Annotated in this window: 13 protein-coding genes and 1 tRNA gene; 8 read left to right on the forward strand and 6 right to left on the reverse strand. The window is 41.7% G+C overall.

What is annotated here, in order from left to right; translation table 11 throughout:
- Positions 1 to 6: 6 nt before the first annotated feature.
- The 3 genes from HMPREF0671_RS02215 to HMPREF0671_RS02225 all read right to left on the reverse strand — a co-directional run bounded on the left by HMPREF0671_RS02215 (position 7) and on the right by HMPREF0671_RS02225 (position 5483).
- On the reverse strand, positions 7 to 3495 hold the full coding sequence (locus HMPREF0671_RS02215; protein ID WP_052052764.1) for a DUF5112 domain-containing protein: 3489 nt from the start codon (positions 3493 to 3495) through the stop codon (positions 7 to 9).
- A 283-nt stretch (positions 3496 to 3778) separates the two neighbouring features.
- Positions 3779 to 4447 carry a bifunctional 4-hydroxy-2-oxoglutarate aldolase/2-dehydro-3-deoxy-phosphogluconate aldolase gene (locus HMPREF0671_RS02220; protein WP_036896527.1) on the reverse strand — a complete coding sequence of 223 codons (669 nt, stop codon included), beginning with the start codon at positions 4445 to 4447 and terminating at the stop codon, positions 3779 to 3781.
- 13 nt (positions 4448 to 4460) lie between these two features.
- Positions 4461 to 5483, reverse strand: a complete 1023-nt coding sequence (locus HMPREF0671_RS02225; RefSeq protein ID WP_036896484.1) for a sugar kinase — start codon at positions 5481 to 5483, stop codon at positions 4461 to 4463.
- Between the two features lie 247 nt (positions 5484 to 5730).
- Between HMPREF0671_RS02225 and HMPREF0671_RS02230 the strand changes: the two genes are divergently transcribed.
- Genes HMPREF0671_RS02230 through HMPREF0671_RS02250 form a run of 5 tightly spaced genes read left to right on the forward strand, consistent with a single transcriptional unit; the run spans position 5731 to position 10494 of the window.
- Positions 5731 to 6795, forward strand: a complete 1065-nt coding sequence (locus HMPREF0671_RS02230) for a substrate-binding domain-containing protein (protein WP_036896486.1) — start codon at positions 5731 to 5733, stop codon at positions 6793 to 6795.
- 24 nt (positions 6796 to 6819) lie between these two features.
- Positions 6820 to 8112: a Na+/H+ antiporter NhaC family protein gene (locus HMPREF0671_RS02235; RefSeq protein ID WP_036896487.1), complete on the forward strand. Its 1293-nt coding sequence runs from the start codon at positions 6820 to 6822 to the stop codon at positions 8110 to 8112.
- A 12-nt stretch (positions 8113 to 8124) separates the two neighbouring features.
- On the forward strand, positions 8125 to 8823 hold the full coding sequence (locus tag HMPREF0671_RS02240) for a hypothetical protein (RefSeq protein ID WP_036896488.1): 699 nt from the start codon (positions 8125 to 8127) through the stop codon (positions 8821 to 8823).
- A 56-nt stretch (positions 8824 to 8879) separates the two neighbouring features.
- On the forward strand, positions 8880 to 9587 hold the full coding sequence (locus tag HMPREF0671_RS02245) for a glycoside hydrolase family 25 protein (protein WP_052052767.1): 708 nt from the start codon (positions 8880 to 8882) through the stop codon (positions 9585 to 9587).
- Positions 9588 to 9597: 10 nt separating this feature from the next.
- The gene (locus tag HMPREF0671_RS02250) at positions 9598 to 10494 is read left to right on the forward strand and encodes a hypothetical protein (RefSeq protein WP_052052768.1); all 897 of its coding nucleotides are present in this window, start codon (positions 9598 to 9600) and stop codon (positions 10492 to 10494) included.
- A 40-nt stretch (positions 10495 to 10534) separates the two neighbouring features.
- Here HMPREF0671_RS02250 and HMPREF0671_RS02255 read toward each other — a convergent pair.
- A tRNA-Pro gene (locus HMPREF0671_RS02255) sits at positions 10535 to 10608 on the reverse strand.
- A 236-nt stretch (positions 10609 to 10844) separates the two neighbouring features.
- Between HMPREF0671_RS02255 and HMPREF0671_RS02260 the strand changes: the two genes are divergently transcribed.
- On the forward strand, positions 10845 to 11930 hold the full coding sequence (locus HMPREF0671_RS02260; RefSeq protein ID WP_036896489.1) for an AAA family ATPase: 1086 nt from the start codon (positions 10845 to 10847) through the stop codon (positions 11928 to 11930).
- On the opposite strand, the gene HMPREF0671_RS02265 is transcribed toward HMPREF0671_RS02260, so the two are convergent.
- Complete coding sequence (locus tag HMPREF0671_RS02265; RefSeq protein WP_036896490.1) at positions 11919 to 12614, reverse strand: alpha/beta hydrolase-fold protein; 696 nt, start codon at positions 12612 to 12614, stop codon at positions 11919 to 11921. The two genes, HMPREF0671_RS02260 and HMPREF0671_RS02265, sit on opposite strands and share 12 nt — an antisense overlap.
- Positions 12615 to 12759: 145 nt before the next feature.
- On the opposite strand from HMPREF0671_RS02265, the gene HMPREF0671_RS02270 reads away from it, so the two are divergent.
- Positions 12760 to 14109 (forward strand): MATE family efflux transporter, encoded by a 1350-nt coding sequence (locus tag HMPREF0671_RS02270; protein ID WP_036896491.1) that lies wholly within the window; start codon positions 12760 to 12762, stop codon positions 14107 to 14109.
- Positions 14110 to 14570: 461 nt separating this feature from the next.
- Positions 14571 to 15167: a sigma-70 family RNA polymerase sigma factor gene (locus HMPREF0671_RS02275; RefSeq protein ID WP_036896492.1), complete on the forward strand. Its 597-nt coding sequence runs from the start codon at positions 14571 to 14573 to the stop codon at positions 15165 to 15167.
- Here HMPREF0671_RS02275 and rpe read toward each other — a convergent pair.
- Positions 15164 to 15823, reverse strand: coding sequence for a ribulose-phosphate 3-epimerase (gene rpe / locus HMPREF0671_RS02280; protein ID WP_036896493.1), 660 nt, complete (start codon positions 15821 to 15823; stop codon positions 15164 to 15166). The two genes, HMPREF0671_RS02275 and rpe, sit on opposite strands and share 4 nt — an antisense overlap.
- Between the last annotated feature and the right edge of the window lie 13 nt (positions 15824 to 15836).

Raw genomic sequence — 15836 nt, forward strand, 5'->3', positions numbered from 1 at the left:
ATTCGGTTATTTTAATTTATCTGCTATCTGTTTAGGTAATACAATATCAATGGCTATACCACCAGTTACAGCGCTATGCCGTGCTTGTATTCCACTGGCTCTTGCATTTGTCGTCTCGCCAATCTCGCGCACTATCTGCCTGCAAATCATATATTCTATATTTACAGAAGAAGGCGTAAAGAGTTCCAAACATTCTTTATCAGACAATTCTAACTGCGGAATTTCAACTGTTACAATGCTATAAATGCCATCACGCTCCCTACTTTCCAACTGCAAATTGGATGTTCCGGTCAACTTACGGAGCTTATCTAGCAAGTATTTAAGAATGTCATCGTCTATCGTAACATTACTATCAATCTGTCGCATAGCCTGCATACTCAGCAACATGTACAGCTCTTTATAATAATCTACGACTTCTTTTATAACCTGCAAGTCTCCTTTATCGTCTATCAATTGCTTGATTCTAGACGGATAATACATGGTTTCGTGCTTCAATGTAGACAAGCAATTATCTAGCACACTATTACTTACATACAGCCGATCGCTTTCGTAACGAGTCCTATTCAACTCATCTTCGGCCAGTTCCAATCTGTTTTCTGTCTCTTGATTGTGCTGGATACTTTGGCTTAGCGACAATTGCACCTGACTTACAAGCGCATTTAATCCTGCATAACGGGGATGTAAAGGATGATTCAGTCCTTTCCACATCCTTTGAATCAATGTCAATTTCTCCTCAGGAGTCATGCTCGACAACAACACTTCGTTTATCTTGCGCACCTTTTCTACACAGAAACGATAATAAAGGCGATGCCTATAGTAAACGAAATAATAAGCCGGTAAGATACTTAACAGCAGAATTATCAAAATAGCAATAGCAACATTCTTATTGGTTTCCGACCGTTGCATCAGCGTCACATAGTTTCCCAAGCTTCTATCTGCCGAACGTTTCCTAAACAACTGAGTATAAGCTTTGTTATTATAATGGTACAATTTCCACTGATGTAAGGCCAAAGCTGCCACTGCACTCTCATTTCTTACCCTTAATATCACATCATAATTGGTACGCAAACCATCTTCAAGCCAAATCTGTTCGGCCGGTATATCTCCATTATCATACAATTTCATCTGATAAGGTGTACCCATTTTCTTGGACAGATAGAATGCATTTAAAGCGTCAATACACTTTTGGGCATAAACGAGCGTACGACTATAATCCCCACGAACGTTACTATCGTATACTGAATCAGAATACTGTAAGGCTATAGATAAGTCCTTATTCGCAGCATTCATCTCTTTTGGTGCCAACAATAAGATGGCAAATATAAGAATCCGACTAATCCCTTTAGGCAGTCGGAAAGAAAATACACTACCCTTCCCTACCTCACTGGCCACACTGATAGAGCACACATTGAATATTTGACTCACCTTGCGATACTTATCAATGATACCCTTACAATTCATCAAGCCGAAACCATGAGATTTCTCTGATGTCTCTATCTTTTTCTCATCAAGTAAGTGTTTATGGTCAAAAATGTGAGCAATGTGCTCTTCATCCATACCTACACCGGTATCAGATATGGAGATTTCAACATAATCAGAGGCCGAACGGCTGCACACAGACACCGTTCCACCTTTCGGAGTGAATTTACGTGCATTGTCTGTCAACGTGTTAAGCATAAACAGGGTCAATGTTTTATCGGCCTTAACAACACTATCCGTGTCTCCCACCTGTAAAGTAATGCCTTTCATGGCAAAACTCATTCCACCTTTTTTGAGTAATTCAAATAAATTTTGTAGTTTGAAACTCTCAATGTGAAGGTTCAATTGTCCCTGCTTCAACTGTATCCATTGAGTCAATTTATCATTATAGGCATTAATTTGACTCGTCAACTCCGAGATATACATCAAGCGTTTTTGACGCATATCCTCATCTTCATGAGAATTTGTAAGTCGCTGAACTTCATTGGAAATACGGTCTATCAATGGAGTGATACTATTGACTAGTGCTATCTTGGCACGCTGTTCTAAGTTTCGCTTACGATTATCCAATATGCGGAAGTGCATCATCTGGATTTCCTCTTCTATCTCATCCAGTTTATTCTGTTGGCTTACTAGCTGCTGTTCAGACTGCCTATTCCACTGCTCCAATGGCTCAAACAGATTCTCGGTATCTAATTCTTGGTCTTTGCGCTTACGCATTCGACTGAATACGATAAGCAATGCGATAATCAAAACTATCGTCACAACCACAGCAACAATCATCAGATTCAATACTTGCGACGACTGGTCGAGCTGTGCAGCACGTGCCTCTAGCAATCGGTCTTGGCGTGTCATCTCTTGTATATCCAAATAGATATTGCGATTATAATCACTCTGTGGCTTGTCGTCAATAGCCGAAAAGGCAAGACTTAATTGCTCTCGAATAGACGCAACTAGATCGGGCGCACGATTGATAACGGTATCTGAGTTCAACGCATCGTTCAAACAAATGATAGCAGAACGATAATCTTTCTGTCCCCAATAGCACTCTGCCAACGTTCGATAAGCACCTGCTATCTGATAAACATCACCATATTGCTTAAACAAAGCTAACGCACGCTGTGCCAAATTGCCTGCCAAAAGCGAGTCGGGCATTTGATCTACATTGAGATATTTAATTGCCGGGAGATTATTCTTAATCAGTCGCTGAGCCGATTGAGGTGATTTCAAATGCTCACTGATAGCTTGCATAGAATTAGCTTCCCAATAAGGATAGTCGTTTTCGCGCGACATGATATAGCAACGCACCAAATAATCGAACTCCGTCTGACTGATTTCCTCTTCCGTTCCACGCGTGATAATACCACCAGAACCTACATTATAATAATAAGATAGTAGCTGGGCGGTGTCTTTAGATACGATTCCGTTAGGGTCAATGCGTGCCATTGCCTTGAGAGAAGGCGCCGACAGGCCCACATAATAGAAATAGGTAGACCCCACAATAGCATACTCGCTCTGTGCATAAGCTACACGCATCTGCTGGCGAACATTCAATGTCCCGACCTCTTCATTGATACGCTTCAATCTAAGAGAAGCACGTTCACGGTATTTATAAAAATCTTTGTTCCGGGATTGTCGCTGGCATAAACGCATAAACTGGACATCAGCCACCAATAATTCTACCTGATTATCGGTAGCGTCTTGAGCTTTTGACAAATATTGGGCAGCACGGTTATAGTCCATTTTGACCATGCTGACAAAAGCCAAGTTATTCAGTGCCTCCGCCCGCCCGTCGGCATAACCATGGGACAAAGCATAAGCCTTGTTGGCATACTTTAAAGTTGAATCCAAATCACGGTAATGGAAAGCATACGAACGAGCATTCAATTCATCCACAATTTGATGATTTGAATGAGTACACGCAACGCAAAGAGACAGATTGATAATCCAAAAGACTACCAATAACAACCTCTCTATCAGCCGTTTATGACACGTATGGTACACCGATAAGGTCATGATTATTCAAAGGTAGTATTTTTTTTCTACATACATTCTAGCCTTTGGACTTTTTTAACAACACACATCTATAAAGCAACAGTCATCAAATTAATACTAAAAACTCATCACTACTCACTCCTACCCAATCACTCCTTATATACTGCAAAACCTCTGCAATATCGCTGCCTAGACTTTTCAGCGTTGCTGTTTGGTTTTTTCAGCAATGCTGCCACAGCCGTGCAGTAATATCACAGAGGCTATTAAAATTATTAATAACAGTATTCTTATTAAAGAATATGTTCTATCTAGCCTTGGCAATATAGCCCAAAGCCTCTTTACACTTAGCAGTAATAGCCTGCCAATTGGCAGCTGCTATCACATCTTTAGGGAACAATTGCGACCCCATACCGACGCAAAGTACCCCCGACTTTATCCACGAAGTGAGGTTCTCTTCATCGGGCGACACAGCACCAGTCACCATGATATTGCTCCAACGCAACGGACCAAGCACATTCTTCACAAACGACGGACCACCAACATTGCCTGCAGGGAATACCTTCGTGACATCGCAACCGGCTGCTTGTGCATCGCTAATCTCGCTGACACTGCCACATCCGGGAGAATAAGGTACCAATCGACGATTACATACCGGTGCAATTTCGGGATTAAAATTAGGGCCTACAATAAAGTTGGCACCCAATTGCATATACAAGGCAGCCGTAGGAGCGTCTATAACTGTACCTGCACCCAGTATCATCTCAGGGCATTCAGACGCTGCCCACTTTACTAATTCACCGAAAATTTCATGTGCAAAGTCACCACGATTGGTAAATTCAAACACTCGCACGCCACCCTCATAGCACGCTTTGATGACATTCTTGCAAATATCTACATTGTTATTAAAGAATACAGGTACCATTCCGGTAACCCGCATGGCTTCTATCACCTGAACTTTATTAAATCTTGCCATTGTCGTAGTTGTTTTATCGTTGTACTCTACCGTTTGCATTACCCCCTGCCAAACTCTCTACTTCTGCAACAGAGACTATATTAAAGTCACCGGGAATCGTATGTTTCAAAGCAGAGGCAGCCACCGCAAACTCCAAAGCATCAGCTTGGTTGTCGTAAGTTAACAGTCCATGAATGAGTCCACCAGAGAAACTATCGCCTCCACCAACGCGGTCTATGATAGGCAAAATGTCGTAACGCTTACTCTGATAGAATTCTTTACCATTGTAGATGAGCGCTTTCCAACCATTATGAGAAGCAGAGATAGATTCCCTTAACGTGCTGACAACATACTTAAAACCAAATTGTTCCATCATGGCTTTGAAGATATTGTAATATCCCTCAGCATCTGTTTTGCCCCCTTCCACATCGGCATTAGGCTTAAATCCAAGGCATAATTGAGCATCTTCCTCATTACCTATGCACACATCGACATACTGCATAAGAGGCTTCATGATGCTTTGCGCCTTTTCAGGTGTCCATAGTTTCTTTCTAAAATTCAAATCACAGCTCACGGTTACACCATGTCTTTGTGCGGCTTCACAAGCCAACTTAGTGAGTTCAGCAGCCTTATCGCTGATAGCCGGAGTTATTCCACTCCAATGGAACCACTGTGCATCCTGCATTATCACATCAAAGTCGAAGTCTGAAAGTTCAGCCTCGGCCATGCTACTTCCGGCTCTGTCGTATATCACTTTCGACGGTCTCATGCTCGCACCACTTTCCAAATAATAGATTCCAAGCCTATTACCACCACGTGCCACATACGATGTATTGACTCCAAAACGCCGTAAAGCGTTAACAGCACACTGCCCTATCTCGTGAACAGGAACCTTGGAAACGAAGTAAGCTTCATCTCCATAATTGGCACAACTCACTGCTACATTGGCTTCACCACCTCCATAAACTACGTCAAAGGAATCACTTTGTACAAATCTTTTTTGTCCGGGAGAAGACAGGCGAAGCATAATCTCGCCCATTGTTACTACTTTTGCCATTACAATTAATTTATTGTTTGTCAGATATTGATTATCTTTTCGGCAAATATAAACAATATTTTGCAAAGCAGAAAAACTAAAAGCACAAAATTAAAATTCATTGTGTAGGCACACACCTTTTTCTTTTTAAGCGCGTAAAATTCAAAAAAAATATGTAAGTTTGCAAAGTATAATATGTATAAAAGCATACGGTGAGGGAATCATCCTTTTGTCGTTATGTTCTTGCAAACTATCTATTAGAATTTCAATGACTGAAAGAATCAGAATCAAAGACATTGCGAAAAGAGCAGGAGTCTCCGTTGGAACTGTAGACCGTATCCTACATAACCGCCCCAATGTGTCGGCAGAAGCACGTAGAAAGGTAGAGAAAGCATTGGCAGAAATGAATTATCAGCCCAATATGTATGCTAGCGCATTGGCCTATAACAAGTCGTATACATTCTATCTCATCCTACCCAAGCACGACTCGGAAGCCTATTGGGAAGAGATTGAAGAAGGGGCAAAGAAAGCAACAGAAGCTCGTAGAGATTTTCATATCGAAATCCAAATTCTCTTCTACGACCGATTTGATGACGAGTCTTTCAACAATACATGTGCGACTTGTCTGGAAGCCGCTCCCGATGGTGTAGTTGTAGTACCGGTATTATTAGAAATCACACGCAGATTTACGGATAAACTGCACGATCAGAACATCCCTTTCATCATGCTAGACTCTTATATGCCCGATTTAAGACCACTGTCTTTCCTCGGTCAAGACTCGTTTGCTAGTGGATACTTTGCAGCCAAGATGCTGATGTTGATAGCTTCACAAGAGTCGGAAATCATGTTGATGAAGCAGATGAAGAATGGTATTGTGGTCAGTAAACAGCAAAATAACCGCGAAGTTGGACTTAGACATTACATGAATGACCATTTCCCTGAGATTAAGATTATCGAAGTTAATCTGCCTCAAGATGGCTCTAAGAGAGAATACGACCATATTCTTGAGCAATTCTTTTCGACACATCCACACCTGCATCACTGTATTACACTGAACTCTAAAGCACATCTTGTCGGTGATTTCCTACTCCGTACAAATCGCCGGGACGTTCAGATTATGGGCTATGATATGGTAGAGAAGAATGCTCAATGCCTCAGACAAGGTAGCATATCTTTCTTGATTGCACAACATGCATTCCAACAAGGCTACGGTTGTATAGAGACTTTGTTCAAAGCTATCGTATTGAAAAAGAAAGTAGAACCGGTCAACTACATGCCGATAGAGCTTCTCACGAAAGAGAATGTAGAATTCTACCGTCGCACACAATTATAAATCGTTTTAGCAGGATATAAAATATTGAAAACCAAGAGAGGGTTGTTGGCACTCACGCCACTTGCTGTATTACTCACATTCATTGTGATATTCACTATATATTCTGTTAGCAAGACAGACCAAGAGGGCAACCTTTCGCTAACAGTAGCTTTTCTTGTGGCCAGCGTATATGCCATTGCCATACCCGGAACATCATCTCTTAACAAAAAGATAGAGATTTATAGCCGAGGAGCGGGAAGTAGCAATCTACTGCTAATGCTATGGATTTACATCTTGGCAGGGGCTTTTGCGTCTTCCGCCAAAAGCATGGGAAGCATCGACGCAACAGTAAATTTTGCCATGAGTGTGCTACCGGCGAGTCTCCTTTTGCCCGGTCTCTTTCTGGCAGCATGCTTCATCTCTATCTCAATAGGGACAAGTGTAGGAACCATCGTAGCCCTGACACCTATCGCAGTAGGCATCGCCCATTCCACAAACTTCAATATTCCATTGGTAACAGCGATTATTGTGGGAGGCGCATACTTTGGAGACAATCTTTCATTCATATCAGATACCACTGTCGTTGCCACACAAACACAAGGCTGTAAGATGAGCGATAAGTTCAAAGTAAATGCTCGTATTGTAGCTCCTGCAGCCATATTGGTACTGATAGCATACGCTACCATCGGCACGGATGTACAATTGCCATCCCAACTTCCACCTGTGGAATACGTAAAAGTAGTTCCTTACCTCGTGGTTTTGATAACTGCTATTTTGGGAATGAACGTCATGGCGGTGCTGACTATCGGACTTCTACTCTGCGGAATCATTGGTATTATCAATGGGAATTACAATATTTTCCAATGGTTTGGTACGATGGGAACCGGTATACTAGGCATGGGAGAACTCATTATCATAGCCATGATGGCTGGAGGAATGTTGGAAATCGTACGAGAGAATGGAGGTATAGACTTCATCATACAAAAATTGACAGCTCATATTAACGGTAAACGAGGTGCCGAACTTACCATCGCCGCACTGGTATCATTCGTCAATATCTGTACAGCAAACAACACCGTGGCTATCTTGACAGTTGGTAATATCTCTAAAAAGATAGGAGATAAATATGGTGTAGACAATAGAAAGGCAGCTAGTATACTGGATACATTCTCTTGTTGTGTGCAAGGTGTCATACCATACGGCATACAAATGCTGTTGGCTGCGGGCCTTGCCGACATCAATCCGATAGATATTATCCCTTGTCTATATTACCCTATGGCGATTGGAGTATTTGCTTTACTGGCCATTCTACTTAGACTTCCAAAACAATATTCTTAAAACTATTCAAGTATGGACATCATCAAACGAAACCTATTTGCAGAGTTAAGAATACAACACTTTGCCTCCGATGAAAAGCCGGAGCCAATGTCTCGATTCAAACAAAAAAGATTAGAGGGATTATTGGCGAATATTGACTATAACAACAAAGGGAAAGCAACACTTAGTACTCCTATTCTCAACAGACGCTTGAAACATATTCAAGAGGCAGAACGACATGCCATAGACACTTCTATGGAAACACTCGACCTCTTAAATATTATTGTTTCCAACATCAATGCAACCATAAACAGCGGTATTTCTATCAAAGGAATCATTCTATTGGGACAATATTTGCGCACCAAAGGCGATAAGGTAGATTTCATAAAACTAGAACAATGGCTTCGGAAATTGCACATCAGCCGAATGGCTCAGTTGCAAGGAAGTATCCTTATACAGTTCTTTGGCTTTGAAATAGATGAGATTCCATTTGTCGAATTCCTAGAAAAAGACTCTTTCAGGCTCATGAATAGGACGGTAACTCACACAGAATCCGACCAAAAAGAGGAATGGCACTTTAGACAAGATAAAACTGGATTCGTGCATAACAACCCTACCTTATTGCGCAAAAACCTGAGAAGAAGCATTCGCTATGTCAAGTTTGCACCCATAGAGACCATTAGTAACTTCATAGGAAACTTTGCACGATCGCTTTCAGAGATAGAAGAATAAGCAAAATATATTTAATTTTCTTTGTCATTACTGCCTTTTACCGTATTTTTGCAAATATGAATCAATTTCTAAAGAAAGCTATATATATCCTTTTCGGGCTCTTATTCTCTATCCAATTACAAGCTCAGGACTATTATATACAATGTGAAGACACTTGTTCACATATCCATGGTATTGACCTAAGTCACTATCAAGGCGATGTATTTTGGGAGACAATAGGAGACAACACCAAAATGGCATACGTGTATTTGAAAGCTACCGAGGGGGGAGACAGGATTGATGCTAAGTACGAACGCAACATTGAGTTGGCACATAAATACGGACTTAAAGTAGGCTCCTACCATTTCTTCCGCCCTAAAACAAATCTCACGGCACAGTTACAAAACTTCATGACACAGTGTAGACCAGCCGACCAAGACCTCATTCCAATGATTGATATTGAGACAAAAAGTGGTCTTTCTACTGACGAATTTTGCGATTCACTCTTCAAATTCATTGACATGGTAGAAGCTGCATACCATCAAAAGCCACTAATATACACTTTCACAAACTTCTACGACAACTATCTACTGGGCAAACTCGACAACTACGAGTTAATGATAGCCCAATATACACAGAGAGAACCGGTCTTGAAAGACAACAGAGACTTCATTATGTGGCAATATACCGGTAAAGGTAGAATCAATGGTATCAATGGATACGTAGATAAAAGTCGCATGATGGGCAATCACTGTCTAAGAGAAATCAGATTCAGACACAGATAAATCATTTACTATGACACCAACAGAAAACAATCAAAAAAGCGGTAAACGCACTTCATTCATCCTTGGTTTCGTCATTGCCATATTCGCTTGTGGTATCTTTTTCTACTTTTATACCAACACATCCGGCAATAAAGAGAAGGAAGCATACGAATACGCGATGAAGAGTACAGACCCTAACGTACTGCAGAGTTACCTTGATAGCTATGCCGACGCACCGGAGGAGCATCGCGATAGCATCCAAGCCCACTTATCTATGTTAAGGTCTATTGATAAAGACTGGACCAATGCGGTGGTCAGCAACTCCAAATCCATGCTGGAAGATTACCTAGCTGCTCACCCGAATTCGCCCCATAAGCAAGAAACTCTCAGCAAGATTGACTCCATAGATTGGCAAACGGTGTCGACAGCCAACAGTATCGACGCTTACAATTCATACATGGAAGACCATCCAAGTGGTGCATTCTTCGAGCAAGCCAAGGATGCCATCAAGACCATCAAGGCCAAAACTGTTCAACCGGAAGAGCTACAAATGATTAGCACAAGTTTCCGTAACTTCTTCCATGCCATTGAAACAAGGAACGAAGATGCTCTACTAAGCACAGTCAATAACATCCTTACCTCATTCTTAGGCAAGCAAGATGCCATCAAAAGCGATGTTATTACTTTCATGCATAAGATATATAAGGACGACATGACGAGTATGCAATGGATTCTCAACAATAATTATAAGATTTCAAAGAAAGAAGTTGGGCTAGACGAATACGAATATACCGTCACTTTCTCTGCCATACAAAGTACTGAATATACTGATGCTAGCAAGAATACGAAGACCAAATACAGATTCAATGCGAAGACTGGTCCCGACGGAAAGATAACAGAACTCAATATGTCGAGAATCATTGAGTAAACGAAAATAAAAAAGCATACCTAATTGGTATGCTTTTTTGTCGGGGCGACAGGATTCGAACCTGCGACCACCTGGTCCCAAACCAGGCGCGCTACCGGGCTGCGCTACACCCCGTTGCAATGTTTAGAAACCGTAATTTCTGAATTGCGAGTGCAAAGGTAACAACATTTTCTAATACTACCAAATTTTATCTTCACTTTTTCCAGACCTTTTTTATTTATCTATCTGTTGACAATTATGAGTCGACAGCTTATTATCAATAACTACAATATAAAGGTATAATTTGGCACTATGCAGGAAATTGACTAATTTTGTCACTCATTTACAACCATAACAACAGATTGAAGAGAATGAAAGAAATCAAGAAAATCGTACTTACAGGTGGCCCATGCGCCGGTAAAACCACAGCTTTAGTCAAGGTGATAGAGCACTTTTCCAGCCTAGGCTTTAAAGTTTTTACTATTCCTGAAGTCCCTACTCTCTTCAGTCAATCAGGTATGGACTATCTCACCTCAAACCCTCAACTGTTCTACGAAGGTGAAAAAGCCACCTTAGAAGTACAATTAGAGCTTGAAAACAAGTTCATTCGCATGGCCGAAACATGTACAGAACCCGTTGTCATCATTTGTGATCGTGGCGTAATGGACATCTCTGCTTACATGAAATCTGAGATGTGGGATAAGATTATTGGCGATATTGGCGTCACAACAGCACAATTGCGCGATGCTCGATACGACGCCGTACTCCACCTAGTCTCGGCTGCCGACGGTGCAGAAAACTATTACACCAATAGCAACAACAAGCATCGAAGCGAGGGATTGGAGTTAGCTCGGCAACTTGATAAGAAAGTTATCGAAGCTTGGACAGGCCATCCGCACTTGCGCGTCATCAACAATCACGAGAATTTCGACAACAAACTCTATCGCGTACTCAAAGAAATCTCAAGTGTACTTGGACTTCCCCAGCCTATTGTTGAGGAACGGAAATATATCGTAGAATGTATTGCCGACATCCCCGGAAGCATTGAGAGCGAGATAACACAAACCTACTTAGTGGCCGACCCCGGCTGCGAAGTAAGACTTCGCCAGCGTAGTTGGAATGGTAAAAATGTAAATGTACACACCACTAAGAAGAGGCTTTCCGAAACAGAACAACTAGAGACAGAGCGTCAAATCAGCAATAACCTTTATGCATCGATGCTACAACAGGCCGATCCTTACCGACAAACGATTCGTAAAATGCGCAAGAGTTTCATTTGGAAAGGACAATATTTTGAACTCGACACGTATCTCAGCCCCATTGAAAACCTTGTGATACTTGAGACAAAAGGGGTAGAAAAGCAAGAAGACGTGAAGTTTCCACCTTTTATTAAAGTCATCAAAGACATCACCGGCAATGCCGATTACTATAATTACAACCTTGCTTTACGACGCTGACAATTGCCTCAAAGCCCATATAAAGCCCTTGGCGGTTCGCTCAACCGACTGTTGGAAATGATTACCGGGATTCCATTCCAAGATTGATGACATCCCCACTTGCTGTTGACATAATTCATATTGTCGCCTAATGCATTCTCCAACCAAAACCATCTGTTGGTTGCGAGTATGTTCTTCGCGATCCCCCAAACTTAAATAGACAGCCTTTACATGCTGCGGATGATGCTCTGCAAACTCCAACCAACGCGGAAACCATACCGACGGAGAAGCTGCTACAACTGCTTGAAACATATTTGACTGGCAGCCAACCCATAAGGCAAATAGCCCCGCCAAGGAGTAACCACCTATTATACATATAGGTGACTTCGCCACAACACGCTTATCTCGCAATGCAGGAATCATCTGTTTTATAATAACTTGCAACGTATCGGCTGCACCATCACCAAACGCTTGTTTCCCAAATACAGGCGGAGTCGACCACGGTGACAACTCTTCCAACCATTGTTCGATGGGATATGCGACAAGCAGAAATGATTCATCAACCGCTCCCGCAATCATAGCCACTTCCTCATCAAGCACTTCTAGATTGTGCTCATCAACCGGTTGGATCAGCACATAATTTGCATCTACATTTCCATACATACGGCAATTACGCTTATTTATCAAGATTTCCGTTTTCTCCATCTCCTCTTTCTTTGGCTAAAATCACCTTTAAAGTTATTCATTTTCCTGTACCAACCCACCATAAACGGTACTTTTTTATATTTTTCCCATCTCTCATACCCACCACACCTCATAATTTAACTATCTTTGCACTCATATGTTAAAGATGTATTCATATTCCAATCATTACAAGTCGTTACTCACTTTAGGGTTTCCCATCATTGTCGGGCAAATCGGAACCATTATTCTCGGTACTGCCGATACACTGATGATAGGACATCATAGCACGCAAGAACTGGCGGCAGCAGCCTTTGTCAACAATCTGTTTGTATTAGTCCTCATCTTCTCCATGGGCTTTTCTTATGGTTTCACCCCTATTGTAGGCTCGCTGTTTGGACAAGGAAAAAGCCGAAGAATTGGCGAATTTCTAAAGAACAGTCTCCTTGCCAACAGCCTGTTAGCCATCATTGTTATGGGCTTACTAGGCTTTCTATATCTCAATATACACCATTTAGGGCAGCCCAAAGAGTTACTTCCGCTTATGCGTCCCTATTTCATCATCAATCTAGTTTCCATACCTTCTGTTGCATGGTTCAACACATTCAAGCAATTATCCGATGGTACTGGCGACACGAAGACACCCATGTGGATACTGTTAGGTGGCAATCTCTTAAACATCCTAGGCAACTATATTCTGATATATGGCAAGATGGGGCTGCCGGAATTAGGACTGCTAGGTGCCGGAATCGCTACTATGGTCTCTCGCATAATCATGGCCATTGCATACTTCTACATATTTTTCTTCACCAACAGACATCAGGAAATACGCCGAGGCTATCATGAAGGTAATCTCAATCGCAAAGATTTCGTCCACCTCAACAAACTAGGATGGCCATTGGCATTTCAGATGGGAATGGAAACTGCAGTTTTCAGTCTCAGCTCTATTATGGTAGGATGGATTGGAACCACTGCTCTTGCAGCCCATCAAGTCATTTTAACCATTTCACAATACTTTTATATGGTTTACTATGGCATGGCTGCTGCTGTCGCCGTAAGAACCAGTCACTTCCATGGACAGCACGATTATAAGAATATCCAATGCACAGCTACAGCCGGCTTTCATCTTGTTCTCGCGATAGCAGTAATGATCTCTATCCCCGTATTGGCATTTCGTAGCTCTATCGGTGGTTGCTTTACCGACAACCTAGAGGTGACAACGCTTGTATCAGAAGTCATCATCGTACTCTTCATCTATCAGTTTGGCGATGGCATGCAATGTAACTACGCCAATGCTTTACGTGGAATGGCAGATGTAAAGCCACTAACCATCGTTGCCTTTATAGCCTACTTTGTCATATCCCTACCCACCGGTTACTTCTTAGGCATACGCTATCAATACGGCCTGCTGGGTATTTGGGCTGCCTTCCCCATTGGCCTGACCACTGCAGGAATCCTATATTATTATTTTTTCAAGCGTCGATTAAACTCCTACACCAATCACTCTGTCCACTCATAATCCCCTCACTCTTCACTCATACCGCATCGTTTTTCACTCCTAACTCACCACTTCTCACTCCTAACTCATCATTCTCCACTTACTGCCGAGCCTCGGCAAGAGTGCTGTCTTGCCTTTTCAGCAATGCTGCAAAAGCTTGGCAGCCATGCTGTTAAGCTCTTGCAACAAGGTCAAGAAATAGACAATTATGTTAAAAAAAAGACTTTTGTGGGTCTAAAATTTGCTTTTATCAAATGAAAAACCTACATTTGCGGTATTAGTTTTCATGATTTCGACCATTTTATCGAAATCTATTTTTGAGGTTGGTAGCATCCTGCACCAACCTCTTTTTTATATCATAAATTTGGTAAATTGGTAAAATCATCTTAACTTTGCATATAATTAACAGTTCTAAGACAATAGTTTTATAAGTTTATCAGCCTATCGATACACATTTACTTGAAACAATTAACTTTTAAGAAATGAACAATCTCCAAGAGATGACCGATGAGGAATTGGCTCTCCGTTATATAGACGGAGACAATAGGGCTTTTGATTTATTATTGTCACGCAACCAATCCAAACTCTTCTCCTACATACTTTTCGTTGTCAGAGACCGCGAAGTTGCTGACGACATATTCCAAGAAACTTTCGTTAAAGTTATCTGCAAACTCAAACAACGTAAGTATACGACAAGTGGGAAATTCTCTGCTTGGCTTACGCGTATAGCCCATAATGTTATCATGGACTGGTATAGAGCCCAAAAAACGGAAAAGATAGTTGAGCCGACACAAGATAACGACCTTTCAAACCTGCATGTACAGCAAACTATCACAAGCAATATAGAAAACTATTACGTCTATCAACAGACACTCAACGACGTAAAGCAGATGATGAATCTACTCCCAGCCCCACAGCGCGAGGTGGTATTCATGCGCTATTACCAAGAATTATCGTTCAAAGAAATTGCCGAGCTTACCAATGTAAGTATCAATACTTCGTTGGGAAGAATGCGCTACGCTCTGCTCAATATGCGCAGAATGGCTAAAGAACACAACGTAGCGCTGGTGATTGATTAAATTTTCTTCAATTCTTTTAGAGAATGGATGGTGGCTATAGGGTCCCTTGACTTAAACACATAGCTACCACTTACAAGTGCATCTACTCCAGCTTCTACGAGCCGGGGAGCCGTTTCCCCCTGCACCCCTCCATCGACTTCAATGAGCGCATGACTACCTGTACGCTGTATCAACTCGCGAAGTCGAGCCACTTTATCAATTGTATTTTCTATAAATTTCTGTCCACCAAATCCGGGATTCACACTCATCAACAATACCAAGTCCAAATCCTTGATAACATCTTCCAACACCCAAACTGGTGTAGAGGGATTTAAACTTACTCCCGCTTTCATTCCTGCTGCATTAATTTGTTGAATAGCACGATGCAGATGGGTGCATGCTTCATAATGGATTGTCATATATTCGGCACCGCATTTAGCAGTCTGCTCTATATAGCGTTCGGGGTTCACAATCATCAAATGCACGTCCAACGGCTTATTACAAGCTTTACTTACAGCTTCCAAAACAGGAAAACCAAATGATATGTTCGGCACAAACACACCGTCCATCACATCCATATGCAACCAGTCGGCATCACTTTTATTAATCATTTCCACATCGCTCTTCAAGTCAATGAAATTGGCCGACAACAACGAAGGAGATACAATAGTCTTCATTCTTTAAATAGAT

It is taken from the genome of Prevotella sp. S7 MS 2 (assembly GCF_000762865.1).
Lineage (GTDB): Bacteria > Bacteroidota > Bacteroidia > Bacteroidales > Bacteroidaceae > Prevotella.

Coding starts and splice junctions, on each gene's coding strand:
- HMPREF0671_RS02225 (WP_036896484.1), bottom strand. CDS start 5,483: ATGGCAAAAGTAGTAACAATGGGCGAGATTATGCTTCGCCTGTCTTCT.
- HMPREF0671_RS02215 (WP_052052764.1), bottom strand. CDS start 3,495: ATGACCTTATCGGTGTACCATACGTGTCATAAACGGCTGATAGAGAGG.
- HMPREF0671_RS02265 (WP_036896490.1), bottom strand. CDS start 12,614: ATGGAGAAAACGGAAATCTTGATAAATAAGCGTAATTGCCGTATGTAT.
- HMPREF0671_RS02250 (WP_052052768.1), top strand. CDS start 9,598: ATGACACCAACAGAAAACAATCAAAAAAGCGGTAAACGCACTTCATTC.
- HMPREF0671_RS02220 (WP_036896527.1), bottom strand. CDS start 4,447: ATGGCAAGATTTAATAAAGTTCAGGTGATAGAAGCCATGCGGGTTACC.
- HMPREF0671_RS02275 (WP_036896492.1), top strand. CDS start 14,571: ATGAACAATCTCCAAGAGATGACCGATGAGGAATTGGCTCTCCGTTAT.
- rpe (WP_036896493.1), bottom strand. CDS start 15,823: ATGAAGACTATTGTATCTCCTTCGTTGTTGTCGGCCAATTTCATTGAC.
- HMPREF0671_RS02260 (WP_036896489.1), top strand. CDS start 10,845: ATGAAAGAAATCAAGAAAATCGTACTTACAGGTGGCCCATGCGCCGGT.
- HMPREF0671_RS02240 (WP_036896488.1), top strand. CDS start 8,125: ATGGACATCATCAAACGAAACCTATTTGCAGAGTTAAGAATACAACAC.
- HMPREF0671_RS02270 (WP_036896491.1), top strand. CDS start 12,760: ATGTATTCATATTCCAATCATTACAAGTCGTTACTCACTTTAGGGTTT.
- HMPREF0671_RS02245 (WP_052052767.1), top strand. CDS start 8,880: ATGAATCAATTTCTAAAGAAAGCTATATATATCCTTTTCGGGCTCTTA.
- HMPREF0671_RS02230 (WP_036896486.1), top strand. CDS start 5,731: ATGACTGAAAGAATCAGAATCAAAGACATTGCGAAAAGAGCAGGAGTC.